The sequence below is a fragment of the Pseudoalteromonas sp. 1181_04 genome, assembly GCF_052850545.1.
In genome coordinates this window covers 118,233-140,659 of sequence record NZ_VXCS01000006.1, presented here as the reverse complement: position 1 = coordinate 140,659, position 22,427 = coordinate 118,233, and the positions used below count along the sequence as shown (strand labels likewise).

The 22,427-nt window shown below is 41.1% G+C and carries 17 protein-coding genes; 13 read left to right on the top strand and 4 right to left on the bottom strand.

The genetic code is table 11. From position 1 onward, the window contains the following. From FW757_RS06620 to ylqF, 6 genes are all read left to right on the top strand, one after another. Positions 1-1,536, top strand: coding sequence for an N-6 DNA methylase (locus tag FW757_RS06620; RefSeq protein WP_446441010.1), 1,536 nt, complete (start codon positions 1-3; stop codon positions 1,534-1,536). Positions 1,537-1,556: 20 nt separating this feature from the next. Continuing rightward, on the top strand, positions 1,557-2,165 hold the full coding sequence (darT, locus tag FW757_RS06615; RefSeq protein ID WP_446441009.1) for a type II toxin-antitoxin system toxin DNA ADP-ribosyl transferase DarT: 609 nt from the start codon (positions 1,557-1,559) through the stop codon (positions 2,163-2,165). A 7-nt stretch (positions 2,166-2,172) separates the two neighbouring features. Next, positions 2,173-2,478: a macro domain-containing protein gene (locus FW757_RS06610; protein ID WP_446441008.1), complete on the top strand. Its 306-nt coding sequence runs from the start codon at positions 2,173-2,175 to the stop codon at positions 2,476-2,478. A 192-nt stretch (positions 2,479-2,670) separates the two neighbouring features. After that, on the top strand, positions 2,671-3,240 hold the full coding sequence (locus tag FW757_RS06605; RefSeq protein ID WP_446441007.1) for a hypothetical protein: 570 nt from the start codon (positions 2,671-2,673) through the stop codon (positions 3,238-3,240). Between the two features lie 154 nt (positions 3,241-3,394). Next, on the top strand, positions 3,395-3,955 hold the full coding sequence (locus tag FW757_RS06600) for a hypothetical protein (RefSeq protein WP_446441006.1): 561 nt from the start codon (positions 3,395-3,397) through the stop codon (positions 3,953-3,955). Positions 3,956-4,229: 274 nt separating this feature from the next. After that, positions 4,230-5,183, top strand: coding sequence for a ribosome biogenesis GTPase YlqF (gene ylqF / locus FW757_RS06595; protein WP_145240293.1), 954 nt, complete (start codon positions 4,230-4,232; stop codon positions 5,181-5,183). A gap of 419 nt (positions 5,184-5,602) precedes the next feature. On the opposite strand, the gene FW757_RS06590 is transcribed toward ylqF, so the two are convergent. Together FW757_RS06590 and FW757_RS06585 are read right to left on the bottom strand one after the other, a co-directional pair. After that, positions 5,603-8,551, bottom strand: coding sequence for a DUF3857 domain-containing transglutaminase family protein (locus FW757_RS06590; RefSeq protein WP_446441005.1), 2,949 nt, complete (start codon positions 8,549-8,551; stop codon positions 5,603-5,605). 88 nt (positions 8,552-8,639) lie between these two features. After that, positions 8,640-9,224: an ATP-binding protein gene (locus tag FW757_RS06585; protein ID WP_182783464.1), complete on the bottom strand. Its 585-nt coding sequence runs from the start codon at positions 9,222-9,224 to the stop codon at positions 8,640-8,642. Positions 9,225-9,527: 303 nt separating this feature from the next. On the opposite strand from FW757_RS06585, the gene FW757_RS06580 reads away from it, so the two are divergent. The 7 genes from FW757_RS06580 to FW757_RS06550 all read left to right on the top strand — a co-directional run bounded on the left by FW757_RS06580 (position 9,528) and on the right by FW757_RS06550 (position 18,166). Continuing rightward, positions 9,528-11,174: a methyl-accepting chemotaxis protein gene (locus FW757_RS06580; RefSeq protein ID WP_182717510.1), complete on the top strand. Its 1,647-nt coding sequence runs from the start codon at positions 9,528-9,530 to the stop codon at positions 11,172-11,174. Between the two features lie 279 nt (positions 11,175-11,453). Beyond that, positions 11,454-12,695 carry an OprO/OprP family phosphate-selective porin gene (locus FW757_RS06575; protein ID WP_145240101.1) on the top strand — a complete coding sequence of 414 codons (1,242 nt, stop codon included), beginning with the start codon at positions 11,454-11,456 and terminating at the stop codon, positions 12,693-12,695. Between the two features lie 12 nt (positions 12,696-12,707). Beyond that, positions 12,708-13,691, top strand: a complete 984-nt coding sequence (locus FW757_RS06570) for a Bug family tripartite tricarboxylate transporter substrate binding protein (RefSeq protein ID WP_145240099.1) — start codon at positions 12,708-12,710, stop codon at positions 13,689-13,691. Positions 13,692-13,702: 11 nt separating this feature from the next. Continuing rightward, positions 13,703-14,170, top strand: coding sequence for a tripartite tricarboxylate transporter TctB family protein (locus FW757_RS06565; protein WP_145240097.1), 468 nt, complete (start codon positions 13,703-13,705; stop codon positions 14,168-14,170). Positions 14,171-14,173: 3 nt separating this feature from the next. Next, positions 14,174-15,715 (top strand): tripartite tricarboxylate transporter permease, encoded by a 1,542-nt coding sequence (locus tag FW757_RS06560; RefSeq protein WP_145240095.1) that lies wholly within the window; start codon positions 14,174-14,176, stop codon positions 15,713-15,715. A 12-nt stretch (positions 15,716-15,727) separates the two neighbouring features. Further along, positions 15,728-17,350 carry an ATP-binding protein gene (locus FW757_RS06555; RefSeq protein WP_182717509.1) on the top strand — a complete coding sequence of 541 codons (1,623 nt, stop codon included), beginning with the start codon at positions 15,728-15,730 and terminating at the stop codon, positions 17,348-17,350. Between the two features lie 93 nt (positions 17,351-17,443). Next, the gene (locus tag FW757_RS06550; RefSeq protein WP_446441004.1) at positions 17,444-18,166 is read left to right on the top strand and encodes a response regulator; all 723 of its coding nucleotides are present in this window, start codon (positions 17,444-17,446) and stop codon (positions 18,164-18,166) included. Here FW757_RS06550 and FW757_RS06545 read toward each other — a convergent pair. Beyond that, the gene (locus tag FW757_RS06545) at positions 18,163-19,455 is read right to left on the bottom strand and encodes a DUF3472 domain-containing protein (RefSeq protein WP_182783460.1); all 1,293 of its coding nucleotides are present in this window, start codon (positions 19,453-19,455) and stop codon (positions 18,163-18,165) included. The genes FW757_RS06550 and FW757_RS06545 overlap by 4 nt on opposite strands. 105 nt (positions 19,456-19,560) lie before the next feature. Further along, positions 19,561-22,383 carry a TonB-dependent receptor gene (locus FW757_RS06540; RefSeq protein WP_182783458.1) on the bottom strand — a complete coding sequence of 941 codons (2,823 nt, stop codon included), beginning with the start codon at positions 22,381-22,383 and terminating at the stop codon, positions 19,561-19,563. Between the last annotated feature and the right edge of the window lie 44 nt (positions 22,384-22,427).

The following is a 22,427-nucleotide window of genomic DNA, read 5'->3' as shown; positions in this document are numbered from 1 at the left end:
ATGAATAATGTAAGCACCACAGAAATAGTTAATCGCGTTTGGAACTACGCCCATGTATTGCGTGATGAAGGCGTAGGTTATGGCGATTATGTAGAGCAACTCACCTATCTTATTTTTCTTAAAATGACTGCTGAGCGTGTTGCAGGCGGTCAAGAAGGTGAAAGCCTTGCTACATTGCAATGGACTAAGTTAGTAAAGCTTGATGGTTCAGATTTAGAAAAAGAATATCGTCATACCCTAGAAACGCTTGGTGAGCAGAAAGGTACTTTAGGTACTATTTTCCGTAAAGCGCAAAATAAGATCCAAGACCCAGCTAAGTTAGAGCGCTTAATCGATATGATTAATAAAGAGTCATGGTCCACATTAAGCATTGATGTAAAAGGGGCTATATATGAAGGCCTTTTACAAAAAGGTGCAGAAAGTGAAAAGAAAGGTGCCGGCCAGTACTTTACGCCGCGCCCAATTATTGAAGCGATTGTAGATGTAATGCAGCCACAACCTATGCAGATTATTGCAGACCCTGCATGTGGAACAGGTGGCTTTTTAACGGTTGCTCACGACTATATTACTAATAATAAAGATCGCCCACTTTCAAAAAAAGAAGCCCGATTCTTAAAGCATGATGCTTTTAGAGGCAATGATATCTCTGACTCAGTTGCTCGCTTATGTGCGATGAATTTATATCTCCATGGTATTGGTACTGATGAGTGCCCTATATCAACATCTGATGCGCTAGCTAAAGAGGTTGGCGCTAATAAAGTTGATATGGTTTTAGCAAATCCACCATTTGGTAAGAAAAGTTCAGTTACTATTATTAGTGAAAAAACAGGTAAAATTGAAAAAGAAAAGCTTACATACGAGCGTGAAGATTTTTGGGCAGACTCATCAAACAAACAACTCAACTTTGTTCAGCACATTGGCAATATGTTAAAAGTTGGTGGTAAAGCTGCTGTGGTATTACCTGATAACGTTTTGTTTGAAGGTGGTGCTGGCGAAACCATACGTAAAGAGCTATTAACGCGTTTTAATCTTCACACCATTTTACGACTGCCAACGGGTATTTTTTACGCTCAAGGTGTTAAAGCGAATGTTTTATTCTTTGATGCAAAGCCAGCGTCTAAAAAAGCATGGACCGAAAATGTGTGGGTTTATGATTTTAGAACCAACGTGCACATGACACTTAAAGCTAAAAAATTAACACGTACAGACTTTGATGAATTTGTAGACTTATTTTCAGCTTCAGACATTAAAAAACGCATTTCAAATTGGCAAGAAGAAGAGCGTGAAGAAGATGGCGGGCCAGGCCCCGATGGCCGCTGGCGTCAGTTCAGCTACGATGAAATTATTGCCCGCGATAAAACTAACCTTGATATCTCATGGTTAAAAGATGATTCGTTAGAAGATACCGAAAACCTTCAACCACCCGCTGTTATAGCTAGTGAAATTGTAGAGCTACTTACTGCTGCTTTAGAAGAGTTTAAAAGCGTGGAAGAAGCGTTAGCTGATGACGATGAAGAGTTTATTGTAGTTGAATAACTTTGGCCTATGAGGGTTTCATGACAGTATCTGTATCACACATAACGCATATTGATAACTTGGCTAGTATTTTAGGTCAAGGTTGCTTATGGTCTGACGCTAAACGTATTGAGCTTGGTTTAGTTAACCAAAATATTGGTTATAGCCATATTAAGCAACGCCGTTTAGTTCGCCCTGTAAAAGTGGCTGCGGGTGGTACGATTGGGCAGTATGTGCCGTTTAATTTTTGCCCGCGTTCAGTCATGTTGTATGTTATTCATTGTGGGCATGACGACTTTGACGGAGGGCAAGATAAGGTATTACACTTAATTAGTGACACAGAAACTGTGCGCCTAGGTAATCAGCATTGCTTTTTTACTGATATTCATGCTGACTTAGAATATGCAGAGCAAGTTGATGATTTTACACGTATTAATGAGTTGGATATTAAACGTATTATTAATGAACGCTATTGGCAGGACTTTAAAGAAGAAAAACAAGCTGAGTTTTTGGCGTTTGAATCTGTACAATGGGCAGCTATTCGCCAAATAGGCGTAAAAACACAAGATGTTGCTAATGAAGTAAATATAATACTTCAAACTGTGCAGCATAAACCTGAGGTCTTAGTTAGGTCGCAGTGGTACTACTGAGGTTAAGATGATTACTTATCAAACTGGCAATATTTTACATGATCAAGCTGATGCTATTATCAATACAGTTAACACTGTAGGGGTAATGGGTAAAGGGCTTGCTTTGCAATTTAAAAAGGCCTTTCCTGATAACTTTAAGGTATACAAAAAAGCCTGTGACGATAAAGAGCTGGTAACAGGTGAAGTGTTAACTGTTGAGCTTAACTCTATTAATGCACCATTTTATATTATTAACTTCCCCACTAAAGCGCATTGGAAAGGTAAGTCTAAGCTTGAATATATAGAGCAAGGGCTTAACAGCTTAAAAGCTTAGGTAAAACGATTAGGTCTTAAATCAGTTGCTTTACCAGCACTGGGAAGTGGCTTAGGTGGCTTAGATTGGAATGCTGTCGATTCACTAATACAGCGTTCTTTAAATGAATTGCCAGACGTTGAGTGGCATGTATATCCACCACAAAATGCACCAACTGCCCAGGCGATGCCTAATAAAACTAAAAGACCCGATATGACACTCGGTAGAGCTGCCGTTTTAGGTTTGATAGAACGTTATACCTCTACAGGGTTTGGCTATCGTTTATCGCTACTAGAAGTGCAAAAGTTGGTTTATTTTTTAACTGCGGCAGGTGAACCACTAAACAAGGTGATATTTCAAAAGCATCATTATGGTCCTTACGCTGATGTGCTACGCCATGTACTAGATAAAATGGAAGGTCACTTTATTACCGGTTATGCAGACGGTATAAATAAGCCTGATACGCCTATAGAGCTTAAAGATGATGCTGCTATCGAAGCACTGAATTATTTGCAAGAATGCTCAGATACAAAACAACGATTTGATAAAGTAGCTAGGCTAATAGAAGGCTTTGAGTCGCAAAACGGTATGGAACTACTTTCAACTGTGCATTGGGTTGCAACTAATGAGTTAGAAGGTAATAACATTACTGATGAAGAGCTTATTAATACAGTACATAGTTGGAATGCTAGAAAATCGCAAATGAAGCCCACCCATATTCTTGCTGCTTGGAACAAGCTAAAACAAGAAGATTGGTTAAATTTAAAAGCACAAACAGCTTAAAACTATTTTAAAGGGAAGCGCGTAGCTTCCCTTTTTATATTTACAATTTCTTCTACAAAACGGCTATCTATCTTCGCCTTATTTAATTTAACTGCCGATTTCTTTATAATTCAAAGATAATACTTGGAAACTTTAAACAATTAGGATGTGATTAATGAAAAAAAATATGCTGACCTTATTAGGGATAGCATGCATTGGGATTGCTGCTTTCTTGTATTTTAAAATGAGCTCACATATCAATGTTTCAAAGTGGTATCAAAATGATGGATATCAATATTTAAACTCTATACCAACTTTTAAAGAACTTGTTCAGGGGAGGGGCGGTACACGAGCCCTTGGGCAACCGTATGTTTTTATTGATAGTGAAGGTAAGGGGCTAACTTTTTTAATGAAAGCCCCGCGTTTAACTAGGGGTCCAAAAGGTAGTTTACTGTATGGTTTAGATTTGGGCTTATTTGAAGAGTATACATATCAAGAATATAAGTTTGAGGTAAACGGAAAATGGGTAAAATACGAGACTGAAAATTTTAATAATACTAGCTTTTTGAGTCCTGCTACAAATGAAGGCTTTCAATACGTCGTAAATGCTTTTGCTGAAGGCAGGGTTGAAATAAAAAATGAATATGATGAAGTGGCCATTTTTAATGGCACTGGCTTGTGGCAAGCTATTGAAAATCAGGTTGATTACAACGGCAAGCTAAAAGGGGCTATTTAAGCAACTTCATTTTTCTTAGCTGATTTATTGAAGAGGATTTTGAATAGCTGGAGCTATATGTTTCAAGGTATCCTAATAAAGGCTGCATCAGGTGTTGGGTGGTAACCATTCAATAAAACTTAGTGACTCAGGCAAATAATTTTACAAAGAACCATACACCGATTATGTAGTAAACTTTATACATAAACGAAAAGTACAAAAGCATAGTTTTACTTTTAGTACCCACATTAGTACCCATAGGCTGCGGCCTTTAATTAAAGGTCATACAAATCAAATGAGTAGAGCAGGAATACAGTGGTTCCCTGGGCATATGAATAAAGCCCGTAATGAAATTAAAGAAATAATGCCACAAATGGATGTGATCATTGAAGTGCTTGATGCGCGCATTCCTTACAGTAGTGAAAACCCGATGGTGGCGACGTTGCGTGAAGGTAAGCCGGTCATCAAAATTTTGAATAAAGCTGATTTAGCCGATCCTAAAATGACGCAAACGTGGAAGGATTACTTTGAGCAAGAAAATGGCGTAAAAGCGATTGCGTTTGGTAATGATAAAGCGGCTGAAGTTCATCGTATTAATGAACTGTGTAAAAAATTAGTACCACACAAAGTCGGTGCTGATAAGCAAATTAAAGCCATGATCATGGGTATTCCTAACGTGGGTAAATCTACGTTAATTAATGTGTTAGCGGGTCGTATTGTTGCGAAAACAGGCAACGAACCGGCGGTTACTAAAGCGCAGCAACGTATTAAGCTAGAAGACGGCATCATGCTTTACGACACACCGGGTATGTTGTGGCCAAAAGTTGAAAATGAAAACTCAGGCTACCGTTTAGGTGCTACAGGTGCGATACGTGATACCGCACTTGAATATGAAGAAGTCGCTAGTTACACCGCTGAATATCTATTGCGGGCGTATCCTGAACTTTTAAAAGCGCGTTATAAAATTGATGAATTACCTGAAAATGATTGGGAATTTGTTGAAATGGCGGGTAAAAAGCGTGGTTGTATTCGTGGTGGTAACCAAATTGATACTTATAAAATGTCAGAAATTCTAATTAATGAATTACGCGATGGCATAATTGGTCGTATCACTATGGAAACTCCAGCTATGCGTGAAGAAGAAGAAGTGATGGTTGCAGGGCTTCGTGCTGCGGCTGAGGCTAAAAAAGCCGCTAAAGAAGAAGAGAAAAAACAACGTCGAGCACGAGCACGTAAAAACCGCCGGTAATTGTTTTTCCACTGGTTAGTTCGCTAAATTACAGACATAAAAAAAGCCCGTAAGGGCTTTTTTAGTTTCATATCTACCGTCACCGATATGAGCAATGTAGCAAGTAAAATAGTAGGGCGGTTACCTGTCACCAACATCAAGGGGCGTTGCGGTTAGTAACAGGTAACCTTAGCTGTTTACGTGCGCCACACGTGTTTCAGGGTCGAGAAACAAATCAGTTTATTCCGTACAAGTCGTTGTGCTTTGCGTCTTGTTGATATTGATTATCAGTTAGATCTTATGTTCTGTCAACACCCATTTGCAAATAATTCTCATTTATTTTATTTGCTGATAAAAACAACAAATAAAGCACTTTGTTGGCATTAATATTACACAGCCCGACTTCTTGCTGATATTAGATTATTTTGCATTGCTAATGCTTATGGCGTCTTATTACTTGCAATGCGGTTATTTATTTGTTCTACCAATTCTTTATCTTTGCTTCCTTCGCTATTAACTATAAGTAAAAAGTGCTCGCCTTGTTTGTCGATAACTTTAATCACTGTATTATCAAGTTGTGTTCTGCCATAAGTGACTTCGACGCTAGTAACATCCTTAAAGTGTTTTAAGTTTGATTCAAGTTGGCCTTGTTCATTTTGCCAATAGCTAAAAATGTAGTTGTCGCTTATACCATTGCCGTCGTTACGAAAATCTACCCACGCATCGCTGTAAAAATATAAAACATCTTCATCAATAGGTACTAATTGATGGCGTTTTAAGAATTGCATTTGAAATGACCACAATTTATCGCCTTTTACGATAGCGGTACTCGGTAATAAATAGACTTCTTCCAGTAAGCTTAAAAATAAAATAGGTACCCAGATTATGGCGATAACTATATTTCTTACTCGCCATTTAGAATTGTATGCAAGTGCGTCAGATGATTGGTTTAGGTGTTGAATGTAATTAACTAATGGCAGCCATAAAAATGGCAGGATACAAATAGCTATAGTAGTTGCTTCGTCAATACGGGTCATGAGACTTGCCAAAATAACCAGTAACCACGCAATAATTGCCAAGACGTTTGGCATGATTTTATTTTTATTGTGCTGCGTTTGGCTGTGTGCAACTAGCTCTAAATATAAAGAGTAATAAAAAAATATCGCGAAAATCCCGCGAGCAATCGGCATGATATGACTATTTTGCTGTATTTTAATTGCTTTCCAGTTGCGATAACTCCAGTAGTTAATAAAAAGTCCTAAAGTAAAAATACTATAAAGAATAAACTTTGCATTAGTAACTGGGTAAAACTGCGCATCACTAAATGTTGGGCGCTTTGCTGACTCGATACGCCATGCCACAATAAAAAATATCAGTGCGAGCAGGTAAGCAAGTAATACTACAATGATCCAATTATCGTTTAAATCAAAACTGCTAGTGGTATCTGCAGTTACATATTTAACAATGCCAAACTGCGCATTGTCGATTAGCTTGCCTCGTTCGCTCAGGTACAGTTTAATCTGATCAGCTGGAATATGATCTTGTTTGGCGCTAAATGAAAAATCGAGTGTTAATATATTGTCCGTAAAGTGGATATTCTTTTTGAAATTAAAGAACGCATTATCAATTTCACTTTGCTTATTATCAAAGTGCCAATTTGGTTCTTCAAATTTTATTTTAATAGTTGTTTCAATATTATTTGGGTACTTAAAATACAGCGGCGTTGTGCGATTAATTTGATCGGGTTCGTAAACGCTATTTTGTATCTCTGAGGCATAAAAGTCAGCTCTGAGTCCTTCGTCGTCAGGTTGCCAAAAATCATTAATAAGGTAAAACTCGTCACTTAACAGCTCGCCGTTATTTGTATTCTCAGTTACCGTCATCGGCTTATCAATGGTTATGCCTTGAAAATAGCCTTGGTAATATTCTAGGTAATCTTTCGCTATTTTATCGAGTCCATTGCGGGCTAATGAACTGCGTCTATTTACAGCATCAAACTGGCTATATATGTAACTAGTTTGAAATGTTGTTGGCTGTTCAGGTTTAAGAGCTATGGTGTAGTTATCATGCGTTTTAATTGTAATACCATCGACAGGAGGACTCATTTTTGTAAGCTGTTGCTCAAAAGGTTTAACAATCAATGCATAACCATAATTTGGTTGTGCTAAATGCGCTAAAGTTCCGGTTTGATAGTTTATTGTTGGATCTAGCCAATAACGTTGACCTGCATGCTCAAGCGTGACAATGACATGATCAAATATTTGTGCTGAGGCTGGTAGTTCAATTAACCGTTTACCTTCGTCAGTGTTCACTAATGCAGGATAGGCTTTGATCCCCATTGCTTTAAGTAATGAAATTAGCAGTACGGTTTTGTCTTTACAATCACCATAACGAAGTGCCAGAGTTTCAGATGCCGACGTTGGTTGGTGGGAGTTAGTACCCATCTCCAAGCCTAAATAACGAACCTCGTCTTGACTGAATTTTAATGCAGCGGCGATACGATCGGAGGCTTGTGGATTATGCATGGCTATTTCATCGGCAATGAGTGTTACAGGATCTGTTACTTCTATTGCGGATTGATATAAAGGGGCTGCCCAGTTAGCAACTTCCTGCCATGATTTTAATTCAGAGAAAAAAACCTGTTTATACGGGTTATACCAATATGGTGTTTGGCTTGAAGATGTGATTGTTGCTTGATTGTGTAAGCTGATTTGATAGTCATGACCAACAGCGAGCGGGGTGTCTTTTATGTCAACCTCGCCGTTAATTGTATTGATATAAAGTGGTGTGGGTTTTTGCCATAACACACGCATAAATTGTTGCGCCACCGGTACCGACCAGTTTAATGTGCGAGACGCGCTAAAATGTTGGTAAATAGGGTTGCGGCCAGTAATCGTAAAGCTGTAATCGAGCTGGTCGTTAATGCGCATATCATCAACAATAATATTTAAACTTAGGCTGCCGTTGTAAATTCCATTGGCTAATTCGGTTTCTCGTTGTAAGACCTTAAATTGTGCGCTAGCGAGTTTATTTATGTATTGCCCATCTCGGATAAGGCCAAGACTATTGAGTGTGAGGGTTTGATAACTGGGATCAAAGTCTAAATTAAGTTGGCTAATGTAATCGATGCCAGTTTGGTTCACCGCCTGCATCACAGTACGCGTGTAGCGCTGCTGAGGATGTTGAGCAGATACTTTTATTTGGGTATCAAGTAATCGGTAATAAGTACCATCGACGATTTGGTTGACTGGGATTTCCGTTTTAATCAGTGGCTGTTGTTTCACCCAATCATCTGCAGCTTGGATTTGGTATTCTTGGCTGGTGCTATAAAAACTTATAACTAAAAAACACACACTGAGTGTGAGGCTCGTTAATTGAGTCCATTTCATTATTGTTCTTCTTTTTGGCTGGTTTTAAGTGTCCCTATTGTTGTTAGATTACCAAGCTATGGCTTATAAGCCAATAAAATACAGGGCATTATCTTGGTAAGGTAACTAATACACGAGTACCTTGACCTTCAGGATTGGCTAATAATTGTAACTGACCACCTTGATTACGAATGAGTTCGCGGCTGATCACTAAACCGATCCCTGCGCCTTGCGCTTTTGTTGAATAAAAAGGCACAAATAGGTTTTCAGGATTTGTAATACCAGTGCCGCTATCGAGCAGCTTAATAACAACTTTATCTTTATGTTGTTGCCAGCTAAGAGTAGGTGCGCTTCTACCTCCGGCTTCAAAGGCATTTTTAATTAGGTTGATCAGTGCTTGTTCTAACTGGCCTAAATCTACATTGAAGTGCTGAGCTTCGACCATGGCGCTATCGGTATTGGTTAAATAACGCTGATACTTTGATTTTAAACGGCCAAAGCCACGTATTTTTATTACAAAATCAGCTTGAGTTACGGTGGCTATTTGCAGTTGATTAGCCGCCAATGCGGTAGGTGCTAGCCATGAGTAAATCAGCCAAATAATAAGCGCTATGCTAATAAGTAAGGTACCAAATATGAGTTTTTTACGCTGACTCGGTTTGGTGCTGCGTTTTAAAGTGCTATCTATATCCATGGCATTGGTAATTTGTTGTTAAGGCAATTGAATAGCCTAAAGCGAATAACATGCCAAACTATAAGTGATTGAAATTACTTGGTTTGCTTTTTTATTGTTAGAAGCAGTTTCCCAGCTTTGGGAAAATAAAATTAAAAGTGGGAGTGTGGCTTATAGGGCTTAATAAATATACTTGGAATGGTCGTGGCTATTAGTTTTTTTAATTCTTTTTGTTCATTTAGTTTATTTGTTTTTTCAGGTACATAGCGCTATTTTTCTTTTAAACACATCCTCCCATTGCCCGCAAACTGATAAGTGATAAAAATGAGCCAATTTATAAATAACCTTAGCTTTCGAGTTAAATTTGCTATTCCTGTCGTCGTCGCCTTAGTTATTTTTTCGGTGTTGTCGGGTTACGTGTTGTATACGTTTAAAGAGCAAGCTCGACTTAACAGTTTTATAAGTTTAGAGGTGCGAACGGTGCTGGACGATCTTGAAGACGGCTATCGTGATCTCTTTCAGGTGAAAACGGCAGGTTTGAGCATGGTGCTAGGACAAGGCGACAAACAAAACTATATAGTACAGCTTGCAGAGTACCGAGATAATATAGTCCGTATCGACGCGCGCCTTTCTAGCCCATTAAAGCTGGTGAAGTCTGGCTACATTGATGCGATCAATGCACAGCGGGTTACGAATATCAAAGCCGATGTCGCTATTTGGTCTCGTTACTACCAAGCACTTTTTAGTGATCACCAGCTTGCGGCTAGTTACTTAGCTGAGCATAAACAAGATATGGAAGCAGTGTTGGCGCGTATTCGCAAAAATGTTACTAGCATGCGTGATGAAATAGATGCCAAACTTACAAATTCTTTAATTGAAGTAACCGCTAATCAAGAGTCTGCTAGCTTTGCTTTGCAGTTTGGTATTGTATTGAGCTTTGTTTTATCAATAGCTGCAACTTGGCTGCTGTCTACCGTTATTTTGGCGCCGTTAAAGAAAATGCAGTTAGCATTAGAAAACATAGCTAGTGGCCAAGGCGATCTCACGCAACGGTTAAACAGTGAGTCAAACGATGAAATGGGTGCGCTTGCGCGTTCGTTTAATACCTTTATCAGTAAAATTCATAACACAGTATTGGCGGTTGTCGGCTCGGCTGAACAGGTGCGCAATGAAACTGAAAGTTTGCGCATTATTACTGCAAGTGTATTAAGTGAAGCCAGTAATCAGCAAATAGAAAGTGAGCAAGTGGCAGCTGCGGTAAATGAAATGAGCACGACCAGTGATAACGTAAGCCAAAACGCTAATGATGCGGCCAGTGCCACAAGTACTGCTAATAATGATGCCAATGTAGCAAAAGCCACAATTGAAGAAACCATTTCGTTAATTAATCAACTGGTGACCGACATTTCGGCATCGAGCGACGTAATAAACACCTTAGAGCAAGATGTAATGAATATCGCCACTGTGCTTGATGTTATCCGTGGTATTGCTGATCAAACAAACTTGTTAGCGTTAAATGCGGCCATTGAAGCCGCGCGCGCGGGTGAGCAGGGGCGAGGCTTTGCGGTCGTTGCTGACGAGGTGCGTTCATTAGCGAGTCGCACGCAAGATAGTACCGGAGAGATCAACGCTATGATTGAAAAGCTCCAACAAGGTACCAATCAAGCGGTTGGTGCAATGCAAGCCAGTACCAAAAGCGGTCAACAAACGATTGAGCACTCTCGCGGTGCCGCGCAATCGGTGCAGCGTATTAATGACGCAGTTACCATTATTAACGATATGAACATGCAAATTGCCACCGCTGCCACGCAGCAAAGCCAAGTGAGTGAAGATGTGAATATCAATGTGCAACGTATTGCGACATCAAGTGGCAATATGCTAGACAAAGTGGATCAGGCTGAGCGTGCATGCCAAGCATTGGCACAGCAGTGTCAACAGTTAGACAACCTAGTAAGCAACTTTAAAGTATAAGTATTATCAAGGGGGTGAATTATTTATCACCCCTTAAGATGCCTCTTTTAGCTAAACCTCAATAAATAATCAATTACTATCAACGAGTTATTAAACTGTAGTTTTGTGCATATTGTGCGTGATTTTTATGCGCTAAATGCATTTTAAACAGATCAATGCAGCTTAAATTCTAAACATTTCGTTAATCTGACGTTAACACTATGCTCGAAGACAGATAGCAGTGTGTAGTCGCTCATCTAACGACAACAAAATCATCAACAGGTGTGGAGAGAACAACCAATGAAAGCAAGTAACACACAATTGGCTTTAGCCATTGCAGCAGCACTAGCAAGTACCTCAGCATTCGCTGCCAATGACACTGAAAAATTACAGCAGCAACTAGACGAACTACAAAAAGAAGTCGCTGCGCTGAAGAAGTCTAGCGGCTTTAATTTGGAATTTGGTGGTCGAGTGCAACTTGATTACAACTATTTTGATGGTGCATATAACGCGAATAATGACGGTGATGCGGGCGGTGATTTTTTTGCGCGTCGTATCCGTACTTATGTTGAAAGTGAGCATGGTAACTGGGATCACAAGTTACTGCTTGAGTTTGCCGAAGGTACAGCAGAAATCGTGATGGCGCGAGTTCGTTATAATTTCGATAATGGTCTAAAAATTAAAGCGGGTAAAATCCGTGAAGACATCACTTTAAATGGCTTAACGAGCTCTAAGCATACCAATACTATAGAGCGCAGTACGCTAGCCAATACTTTCTCGCCGTTCTTCCGTTGGGGAGCGTCAGCGTCTCAATACTTTAAAGACAGTGGTTTTCGTTATGCCGTTGGTGTTTATAAAAATGATGCCTTTGGTGCTACGGGTCATGACGAAGATGATCAACTAACACTCGCTGCAACGGGACGTGTTACTTGGTCAAGCGCAGCCCCAGGCGATGTGATTCATTTAGGTGCGTGGCATTCATACCGTGATATGGGTGGTAACGAGTTAGGTGCGCGCTTTGCCCGTGGCGAAATACGTGAAGCCAATGTACGTCTTGTTGATTATGCGGTGGGTGGTAATGCCGTGGCATTGGATAGTTTGTCGCAAAGTGGTCTTGAGTTTGCGTATCAAGCTGATGCATTAACGCTAGAGGCTGAATACGCAAGCCGCACACTCGATGCTGTTAATGGCGCCGACCCGCTTGATGGCGAGCGTTATGATGGTTTTCATGTATCAGCGAGCTACTTCTTAGGTGGTGAGCAACGCAGGTACAAAGCCGGTTCAGCATTATTTGTACAACCTAAAGGCATTAAAGATGCGTGGGAGCTTGTCGCCCGAGTATCACAAATGGATGCAACAAGTAGCACGCAAGGTACTGAAGTAACTACTTATACCCTAGGCACATCCTATTATATCAGCAGCGATATCAAATTTATGGGCAACTTGATCTACAGCGATGTAGAGGGCCCAGGCGCAACTGCGTTAGTGGGTGATGAAGACTCAGGTATGGGCTTTAGTGCGCGCATGCAGTATTTATTTTAGGAGTAAATTGAGATGAACTTACTTAAAAAATCATTTAAATCATTTAAAACTACGGTACTTGCGGCATCGTTAGTACTAAGCAGTCCGTTTGCTATGGCTGACATTCACTTTTTAGTACCGGGCGGCCCTGGTGGCGGCTGGGATACCACAGCACGCGGTGTGGGTGAAGGTTTAGTGAAAGCGGGTATTGAAGATAATGCGTCTTTTCAAAATATGTCGGGCGGCGGCGGTGGCCGTGCAATCGCTTATCTGATTGAGTCTGGTACTAAAAAAGGCGATATCTTAATGGTTAACTCAACACCTATCGTGTTGCGGGCACTAACCGGTAAAATTCCTTACAGCTACCGTGATTTAACTCCCGTTGCCAGTATGATTGCCGACTACGGTGCATTTGTAGTACGTAACGATTCGCCATTTAAAACCTGGCAGGATGTGATCGCAGCAATGAAAGAAGATTCAGGCTCTGTAAAAGTAGCTGGTGGCTCTGCACGTGGCAGCATGGATCACTTAGTTGCAGCGCAAGCAGTTAAAGCGGCAGGCCTTGACGGACGTCGTTTGCGTTATATCCCTTATGACGCGGGTGGTAAAGCCAAAGCAGGGTTGTTATCTGGCGAGGTTAACTTACTTTCTACCGGACTTAGCGAAGCGTTAGAAGTCGCTAATGGCGGTCAAGCTCGCATTCTAGCTGTGACATCTGGTGAAGCGTTACCAGATTATCCACAAATTCCAACCTTAAAATCACTTGGTTATGATATGGAGTTTGTTAATTGGCGTGGTTTCTTTGCGGCACCCAATTTACCGGCTGATAAACTTGCAGAATACACCGAGAAGTTACGTAAATTACAAACCACTCCAGAGTGGGAAGTAGTCCGTGCACGTAACGGTTGGTTAAACCTATTCCAAGAAAAAGATCAATTTATAAAGTCACTTGAACAGCAAGAAGCACAGCTTAAAGTTGTTATGGAAGAACTCGGCTTTATTCGTACGTCACGTTAATCGAGGCTTTTATGTTGAATCGCGAACTACTAGGGCCAAGTTTATTCTTGGCGCTATTTACCCTCTACGCCATTGTTGCATGGCAAATTCCGTTACTCCCATTTGAAGAGTACGAAACGGTTACTTCTGCCACCTTACCTAAAGTATATGCGGCATTTGGTATTATCGTTTGTCTGCTTTCTATCGGGGCTACTTTACTTAAACCAACTGCAGCCGTTGATGAAGATAATGCGCTCGAAAAGTCACATGTATTGCGAACAATCGGGTTGCTTATATTGATGGTGATATATAGCGCAGCGCTTGAGCCTATTGGCTTTTTAATCTCAACCAGTGCGTTTTTATTAGTTGGCTTTTTTGTTATGGGTGAGCGCCGCAAGGCTATTCTCTTATTGGCCTCTATCCCTGTTGCTGTAGTGTTTTGGTTTTTAATGACCCAAGTGCTCGGTATTTATTTGGTTCCTGGCAACCTGTGGAGTTAAATTATGTTTGATGGAATTATGCTGGGCTTGTCGACCGTACTCGACTGGAACAATTTATTGTATGTCATAGTGGGTTGTTTTGTTGGTACCTTTATCGGCATGCTTCCGGGGCTTGGGCCAATTACTGCTATTGCGTTAATGATCCCAATTACTTATAGCATAGGTGCCGATTCAGGGATGATTCTGATGGCGGGGGTGTATTACGGTGCAATTTTTGGCGGTTCAACATCATCTATTTTAATTAATGCCCCAGGGGTGGCGGGTACAGTTGCGTCCTCCTTTGATGGCTATCCGCTGGCTAAACAAGGTCATGCTGGCAAAGCATTGGCGATAGCCGCTTACTCCTCCTTTATCGGCGGAACCATAGGCGCAATTTTATTGATGGTTGCAGCCCCCTTGTTGGCAAAAGTATCGCTGAGTTTTCAATCTCCAGATTACGTTGTACTGATGTTTTTAGGTTTAACAGCGATCGCGGCGTTTTCTAATAAAGGGCAATTTTTAAAAGCCATGATGATGACAGTATTTGGCTTAATGCTCGCGACTGTGGGGATTGATCCATCATCTGGTACTGAGCGTTTTACGTTAGGCCAAGCTGACTTACTTGATGGCATTAGCTTTTTATTAGTGGCAATGGCTACTTTTGCACTGGCTGAGGCGCTTATTAATGTAGTGCGTCCAGAGAAAAAAGAAACTAAAAGTATTAATGATTCAGACACACCGCAAATCGGTTCAACTAAATTGACCAAAGAAGAGATCAAAGACATTGCGCCAGTTATTGGCCGCTCGTCTATACTTGGTTTTATTGTTGGCGTATTGCCGGGTGCAGGTGCCACTATCGCTAGCTTTATGGCGTATGCGACGGAACGTAACTTAGCGCCTAAAGGCTTAAAAGAAAAGTTTGGTAAAGGTTCATTACGAGGCTTGGCAGCACCGGAGTCAGCGAACAATGCTGCGTGTACCGGTTCATTTGTACCATTACTTACATTAGGTATTCCAGGCTCGGGTACGACTGCTATTATGTTAGGTGCCTTAATTGCTTACGGTATTCAGCCAGGTCCAATGCTGATGCAAGAAAACCCAAGTGTATTTTGGGCGGTTATCGTTAGCATGTATTTTGGTAACATCGTATTGCTGATTTTGAATCTTCCTTTGATACCATATTTTGCAAAAGTATTAGCGATGCCAAAATCAGTATTAACGATAATGATTTTGTTCTTCAGCTTAATTGGCGTGTATTTAGTTTCCTTTAATACCTTTGATTTATTTATGATGGTTGGCTTTGCTGTGGTGGCGTTGGTATTACGATTACTGGCTTTCCCAATGGCACCATTACTATTAGGCTTTATTTTAGGCGACATGATTGAGCGTAACTTCCGTCGTTCAATGATGATCTCGGATGGTTCATTAAGCTTCTTATGGGAACGCCCACTAACATTGAGCATTTTTATTATCTCAATATTAGTGTTGTTATTTCCATTAAAAGACTTTATAACCCAACGCCGGGCAGATAAAGCGGCGCTTAAAGTGAAGCAAGAGCATGCATAATTGAGGTAAAAAATGAGCTACACCAAGACGCAAAATCCGCTGCAAAACATAGTTAAAAAGCCTAAGCGTTTAGAAACGCGGTTAATAATTTGGGTTACAGGGCTGTGTGTATTACAAGCGGTGTTATTTGGCGGTTTGGTGTATCGAATTACCGCACAAAGTTTGCATGATCACATTGGTGACAAAGCACTCGCTGTGGCGACGAGTATTGCATCAAGCGATGATGTCGTTAAAGCTTTAAAGAACCCTAGTAACTTGGTGGCAATCAACCAAGAAATAGAAAATCTGCGCCAGCTAACTGGCGCAGATTTTATTGTTATTGGTGATAAAAATGCGCATCGAATCGTCCATCCAGATAGCAATAAACTCGGTAAAAAAATGGTTGGCGGTGATAGCCAAGACGCGTTACACGGCGAGCGTTATATTTCAGTGGCGCAGGGCAGCTTAGGTGAATCTATTCGCGGTAAAGTGCCGGTATACGATGAGCAACAAAATATTATTGGTTTGGTCTCGGTCGGTTTTTTAGTGCAATCGGTTGAGCCGTTGATCCGTGAGCGGATTGTTGAAATTATGATTTGGGGTTTGTTGTTAGTTGCTTTGAGTATTATTGCCGCTATCTTTATTGGTCAGCGAGTAAGAAATGCCATCTTTGGTTTGCAACCAGATGAAATAGCGAGGTTGTTTTCAGAGCAGGACGCTATTTTAAATACCATGCGTAGCGGTGTTGTTGCACTTGATCCCGACGGACGAGTACGCAAACTGACTCAGCGTGCTTGCGAAATTTTAGATAAACCAGTCGCCTGTATTAATCAGTCATTAACTCTGAAAGATTTACTGCCAGAGCATGCTGAGTTTTTATTACGAAATCAGCGTCGTAAAATGGTTGGCTTTGAGTTGTTTGCTGCGGATAAACGTTTGGTGTTGTCGCGTTTTTCATTGCAAGTGCAAGGGCAGGCGGATGGTATTTTACTCACTCTGCGCCCAGCTGATGAGCTTGAATACTTGAGCCAGCAACTTACTAAAGTACAAGCATTTGCCGAGTTGTTAAGGGTGCAAACCCATGATTATTCGAATAAGCTAAATCTAATTGGGGCGCTTATTCAAATGGGTAAAAATGAGCAAGCAATCGAATTGATCGGCCAAGAAAGCCAAGGTTCACAAGCACAGATCCACCATTTATTAGAACGTATTCAAGATCCTGTGTTAGCCGGTTTGCTGGTGGGTAAATACCATAAAGCCCGCGAGTTAAACGTAGTATTGGAATTAAACCCAGAAAGTTTACTTGGTGCCATCGCACGTACTGAAATGTTAGAGCGAGTAGTATCAATCTTGGGCAACTTAATTGATAACGCCATTGATGCGGCGATCAGAGCCAGTAAAGATCGAGAACCTCATGTACGAGTCACGGTTGATGAAACGAGTAAGACATTATTGTTTGATGTCGAAGACAGTGGTTTTGGCTTGGGTAACGACCATGAAGTGATATTTACCCCACAATACAGTTCAAAAGCAGGGGCAGAGCATGGCATTGGTTTATATTTAGTGAAAACTAATTTAGATTCGTGTGGTGGTAGTTTAGAAATTGGTGAGTCAGATTTAAAAGGCGCGCGATTAAGCGTCTATATTCCTAAATAACCCTAAGGTAATTTAGGCTAATAAGCAGTGGCCAAGCAAACAATAATAAAAGTAAATGGGCTAACATTGCAACGCTAAAATGAGTAATAAAAAATGACATATTCAGTAGTTATCATCGAAGATGAGCTCGAAGTTGCACAACTTCTTGCTCAATACCTGCTTTTACCGAATGGGGTTGCGGGGAACCAAACTGCGCGACAAAGCTTGCGTCAAGGTCAGTATCAGGTAGTTGGTATTGCAGCAAACTTAAGTACTGCTACCGCGCTATTACAGGCGATAGAGCCCGATTTGATCTTACTTGATATCCATCTACCAGATGGCAATGGCCTTGAGTTATTAACAGACTTGCGTCGGCGCTCAATTAAAAGCGAAGTGATGCTACTGACTGCCGCCAAAGAAGTCGAAACTCTTGAAAAGGCAATGCAGTTAGGGGCCTGTGATTTTTTGGTTAAACCTTTGATGCTTAATCGACTTGATCAGGCGTTAGCGCGATTTGAGTCACGCCAGCAGTGTTTGTCTGATGCTAACGAGGTGACCCAATCTATGGTCGACACTTTATTTGGCTCAAGCGAACAAAGTAAAGCACCGGTTAGACTGCCGAAAGGGGTTGATCAGCTTACTTTAAAAAAGATTATTGATGCATTTAAAGAGCACAAAAAAACGCCTTTTACAGCACAGCAAATGGGCGATCTTGTAGGAGTAAGTCGCTCAACTGCACGCCGTTACTTAGAATATTTACTAGATGCAGAGCAAGTCAGTGCCGACCAAAGCTATGGCAGCATAGGTCGGCCAGAGCGCTGTTATAAAATGGCTTAGTTATCTGGCAAAGCGCTTAAGTCTACCTCAGGCGCTTGACCAACTGGGCGTTCAAATTCACTGTGTAATTTAGTAGGGCCTGTAAAAAAGCCAGTATTGCGTAAGTAAAAACCTGCGTTTTCAGTGCCTCCTTGATAATCCATTCTCGATTGCTTGGCAGCCGTTGCATCATAAGTAAATTGTGCTTTATCAAGAGAGTGCCATTGGCCTTGAGTATCTCTGAGCCACTGATTACTGTATAACGCTTTGCGCTCGAATTGCCCTGCATCAGGGATGAAGTTTTCTAAGAAGCTGTGTGGCCTTGCCACATATGTATCTGTACTAGGGCGTCTAAATGAAGCAATGAACAGCCACTTTGCGGCGATAGGGTCATAAAAATATGCGCTGTAGTCGGTATGATTAGCAAGGTTTTCAGTCGGATTTACTTTCAATAAAAAGCGGTAGGTTTGTTCTGCTTGCCAAGGGAATACTAAATAGCTTTGCCCGCCAGAACCTTCATTACCAAACTTACCGGTATACACATCATGCCCTTTAGCTAATTGCTGAATGCGCATTTCCACAGGAATAGCAGCTGGATCATCGGTCTGAAAAGGACTCCATAGTGAAAATAATACACGGCGTTCAGTGTCAGAGTTTACTTGCATACCAAAGTAACCCTCAGCAAAACCATTGGCCATAAAATACGAGCCTTGATGATCATACCCTTTTGGTACGCTCAGCTCTGAATAGAACCATTGATAGTTTTTAGTCTTGTCAGGTATGGGATAGTTTAAATGCACGGAAGGCCCGCGACGACCCCAATAAATATCATCTTTTACATATAAAGGCGCCGCCGACTCTTTATCTAGCGTGACAATAAGACCTTGAATATCAGCAAAGGTGTCAGCTGTTTTAGCGATACCGGTAAGTTGCAATTGTTGGTATCCGATTTGATCTGGCAGAAACTCGCCAAGATCGATATCTTGAAATTGCTGATTAGTGAGCGTAATTAACTGACTCTGTTGATTAAAGTCGACTTTAAGCTGGCTGCGATCGCCTGCAACTTTTACGCGCAACTTTAAATTAAAAGCCGCTTTTGTTGGCAGGTAAAAGTAGTGATTAACTGGTATTGTAGAGTCTTGCCAGTGCGTGATCCCCACATCACTAATCAGTTTTTTATTTGCTGCGATACTATGGCTAGTAGCACTATTGCCATAACTGGGAATAAAGTAATCCGTGGTTTGGTTTGCCACTGCAAATGGCGAAAATGAAGTCCATAATAATGAACCAATAAATAGTAAAACTCTCATAGTGAGCTCCATAAAAAGCGCCGACAAACGGCGCTAATATAAGAGGGTATACCCAAGCCTCCTTAAGATGTGAATTCTGCATCTTGAGGTGGTGTGGGTATAAGCTTAAAATGATGCTGAAAAGCCAAGGCTAATCGAGCGACCATAGCGCGCTAAGCGACGAATTTGTTCTTCTGTTTTTACGTATGACCACTGTCTTTCATTGGTTAAGTTGGTTACGCTTAAATCAACTCGCACTTTCTCAGTGATATTGTAACTGGCACTGAAATCGTATTGGCCGTAGTCTGCCGCCCATTCTGGTCCGCCCCATGCATCAGGATAGACTAAGTAGTCGTCGCGCCAGTTATAAGCAATACGGGTTTGATAATCACCTTTTTCATAATAAATAACCGCGTTATACGAGTGCTCAGACATCCCCACAAATGGCAGATCATTTAGCTCTTCGTCGTCATAGCTGCTGTCTGTGAAAGTATAGTTTATTTGTACACCCAGGCCATCGAATGGTGCTGGAAGTATTTCGTCAAAAGACTGCTGATAAGCTGTTTCAAAGCCTAAAATTGTTGCGCCTTTTTCCGATGTAGGTGAGATTTTTGTAAAAATTGGGCCTTCTACAGCCACTCCATCTTTAAAATAATTACCCACTTGCGCAGTGCCTACTCGGCCGCGGGCAATCACTGATTCGATGTCTTTATAGTAGGCTGCAAAGGTTAGTGCACCATAGTCAGAGAAATACCATTCAATCGTCGTATCTATTTGATTGGCTCTTAGTGGCTTAATACCCGGGTTTGAGGCATGGTATTCGGCATTATTAAAATCTAAGTAGCTATAAGGCGATAGATAATCTAAGTTTGGGCGTGTGATTACTTTAGCCGCACTAAAACGATAGAGTAAGTCATCACGTAGATGCAATTTAAAGTTTAAGCTCGGTAGTACGTCTGTGTAGCTTTCTTCAGTGGTAGAGCGGGTGTAATAATCTTCAATTTCACCCTCAACGCGATAGCTTAATGCGCCATCTTTTTCGGTTATATTGTAACGAACATTATCAACATCAAAGATGTAACCATCTGATGTGACATCGGTTTGTATTACACGGACGCCCATGTTTAGTGCAAAAGGCAGTTTAGCAATATCGCCTTGTAGATTTGCTTCAACAAAAGCCGCTAGGGTCTGCTCAGTAAGGGCGAATGAATCCTTTGGGCTGTTCTTTGCGACAATTTTATCTTGCGCCGCTTGTGGATTAATTGATTCATAAAAAGCATACAGTTTGTCGTAATTAAAGCTTGCCCATGGATCCGGATGTTTACCAGGCTCACCATCTAAGAAGTTATCAAAGTTAGCTGGCACGAGTACATCTGCTGGTAAACGAAATAGGTTTAAGCCGCCTAGCTCTTCAACACTTGAGTCGTCAAAACTGTCGTATTCTGAGTTTTTAAAATAAGCGCCACCATTACTGAACATTGATGCGTTTTTTGATTTATAAACACTGCGTTCTTTGGTTTGTTTGCCGTAATGAACGCCAAATTGAATATCTTTCACTAGTTCAAAAGAGGGAATATAGGTTGCTGCTAAGCGCACCTCTTCTATTTGGTCTTTCACATCGGTGCCTGAATTGTAGCTGTAATGCGCACCAAAAGGTTGTGCTGCACTCAGTGCTGGGGTCATGGTCACATCTGGCAGCATATTACTACCGGTTTGGTCGATAGTGATACCATCAACAAAACCACGTGCAACAATAAAACGATTGTTACCATTGCTGACATTTTTAGCTTGTGACTGTGAAATATCTAAATCAACCGTTAAGCTCTCTGTGGCATACCAAACCGTATTAAAACCCCATTGCCAAGTATCTGTATTACGTGGCACAGACACATTTAACAGCTCAGCCATTGCGCCATCAACTAGTTCTACATAATTAGCATTACCATCTTCATTGAACTTTACTTCACCGATAGCGGGGATCCCCGGTGTCCAAGATTCATCATAGGTTACAAATGAAATTTGATATTGCTCACCATTGGTTTCGTATTGTGAGTACATGCTGTCAAAGTTAACATCTATACTATCTGACGGGCGCCATTGCAGCGCTAAGCTTGCACCCAGTCGCTCACGCGTATCCTGCCAATTTGAATAACGTACATAGCCTGGAATAATCGATGGGTATGATTGCTCATTATCTTCAAGCTTGCCGTTACCGTTACTATCGATTGGGATACGTACATCAACATTCTCGTCTGGATCATAAAAACCTTCACCTTCATAAGAGTCTTCACGCTGTGTACGTTCAGAATATACCGCTGTAAACAGCGCTCCAAAGGTATTATCAAAAAAGGTATCACTAATTAAAAACGAAGCTTGTGGATTGGTGTCGCCAGTACGTTCTTCATAAATGCCTTTGGCACTGCCTGATAAAGTGAAACCATCTAAATCCAAAGGTTTGCGGGTTTTGATATTGATAACTGAGCCAATGCCGCCTTCTTGTGTTTTACTTTGTGGGGATTTGTATACTTCGAGGGATTGGACTATTTCGGGGGCGATTAAATCAAAATTAAAGTTACGGCTAGAATGCTCTGATGCCATGCGTCGGCCATTAACGGTGGTAACGTTGTAGTCACCACCTAAACCTCGCACGGTAACATTTTGGCCCTCGCCGCCGTTACGCGTAATTGCAATCCCCGTCATCCGTTGCAATGCCTCGGCAATGTTTTGGTCGGGAAACTTACCGATATCTTCAGCAACGATAGCATCCATAACCCCCACAGCTTGTTGTTTTAAATACAGGGATTCTTTAATACTCGAGCGAACACCTCTAACTTCAATTACTTCGACTTCTTTTTCTTTTTTTTTGTCTTCATCAGCTGCCAGCGAGGTGCCACTGAAGATGGCGCTCATAGACAAAAACAGTGTGGACAGTTTTAGTTGTGCTTTCATAATAGTTACCTGTATTTTACTTGTTGATGGTTGTTTTTTATTGA

What these genes read in the sequence shown, in the direction of transcription:
- FW757_RS06540 (WP_182783458.1), bottom strand. Translation starts at nt 22,383, where the DNA reads ATGAAAGCACAACTAAAACTGTCCACACTGTTTTTGTCTATGAGCGCC.
- FW757_RS06550 (WP_446441004.1), top strand. Translation starts at nt 17,444, where the DNA reads ATGACATATTCAGTAGTTATCATCGAAGATGAGCTCGAAGTTGCACAA.
- FW757_RS06605 (WP_446441007.1), top strand. Translation starts at nt 2,671, where the DNA reads ATGACACTCGGTAGAGCTGCCGTTTTAGGTTTGATAGAACGTTATACC.
- ylqF (WP_145240293.1), top strand. Translation starts at nt 4,230, where the DNA reads ATGAGTAGAGCAGGAATACAGTGGTTCCCTGGGCATATGAATAAAGCC.
- darT (WP_446441009.1), top strand. Translation starts at nt 1,557, where the DNA reads ATGACAGTATCTGTATCACACATAACGCATATTGATAACTTGGCTAGT.
- FW757_RS06575 (WP_145240101.1), top strand. Translation starts at nt 11,454, where the DNA reads ATGAAAGCAAGTAACACACAATTGGCTTTAGCCATTGCAGCAGCACTA.
- FW757_RS06590 (WP_446441005.1), bottom strand. Translation starts at nt 8,551, where the DNA reads ATGAAATGGACTCAATTAACGAGCCTCACACTCAGTGTGTGTTTTTTA.
- FW757_RS06570 (WP_145240099.1), top strand. Translation starts at nt 12,708, where the DNA reads ATGAACTTACTTAAAAAATCATTTAAATCATTTAAAACTACGGTACTT.
- FW757_RS06600 (WP_446441006.1), top strand. Translation starts at nt 3,395, where the DNA reads ATGAAAAAAAATATGCTGACCTTATTAGGGATAGCATGCATTGGGATT.
- FW757_RS06560 (WP_145240095.1), top strand. Translation starts at nt 14,174, where the DNA reads ATGTTTGATGGAATTATGCTGGGCTTGTCGACCGTACTCGACTGGAAC.
- FW757_RS06585 (WP_182783464.1), bottom strand. Translation starts at nt 9,224, where the DNA reads ATGGATATAGATAGCACTTTAAAACGCAGCACCAAACCGAGTCAGCGT.
- FW757_RS06565 (WP_145240097.1), top strand. Translation starts at nt 13,703, where the DNA reads ATGTTGAATCGCGAACTACTAGGGCCAAGTTTATTCTTGGCGCTATTT.
- FW757_RS06555 (WP_182717509.1), top strand. Translation starts at nt 15,728, where the DNA reads ATGAGCTACACCAAGACGCAAAATCCGCTGCAAAACATAGTTAAAAAG.
- FW757_RS06620 (WP_446441010.1), top strand. Translation starts at nt 1, where the DNA reads ATGAATAATGTAAGCACCACAGAAATAGTTAATCGCGTTTGGAACTAC.
- FW757_RS06545 (WP_182783460.1), bottom strand. Translation starts at nt 19,455, where the DNA reads ATGAGAGTTTTACTATTTATTGGTTCATTATTATGGACTTCATTTTCG.
- FW757_RS06610 (WP_446441008.1), top strand. Translation starts at nt 2,173, where the DNA reads ATGATTACTTATCAAACTGGCAATATTTTACATGATCAAGCTGATGCT.
- FW757_RS06580 (WP_182717510.1), top strand. Translation starts at nt 9,528, where the DNA reads ATGAGCCAATTTATAAATAACCTTAGCTTTCGAGTTAAATTTGCTATT.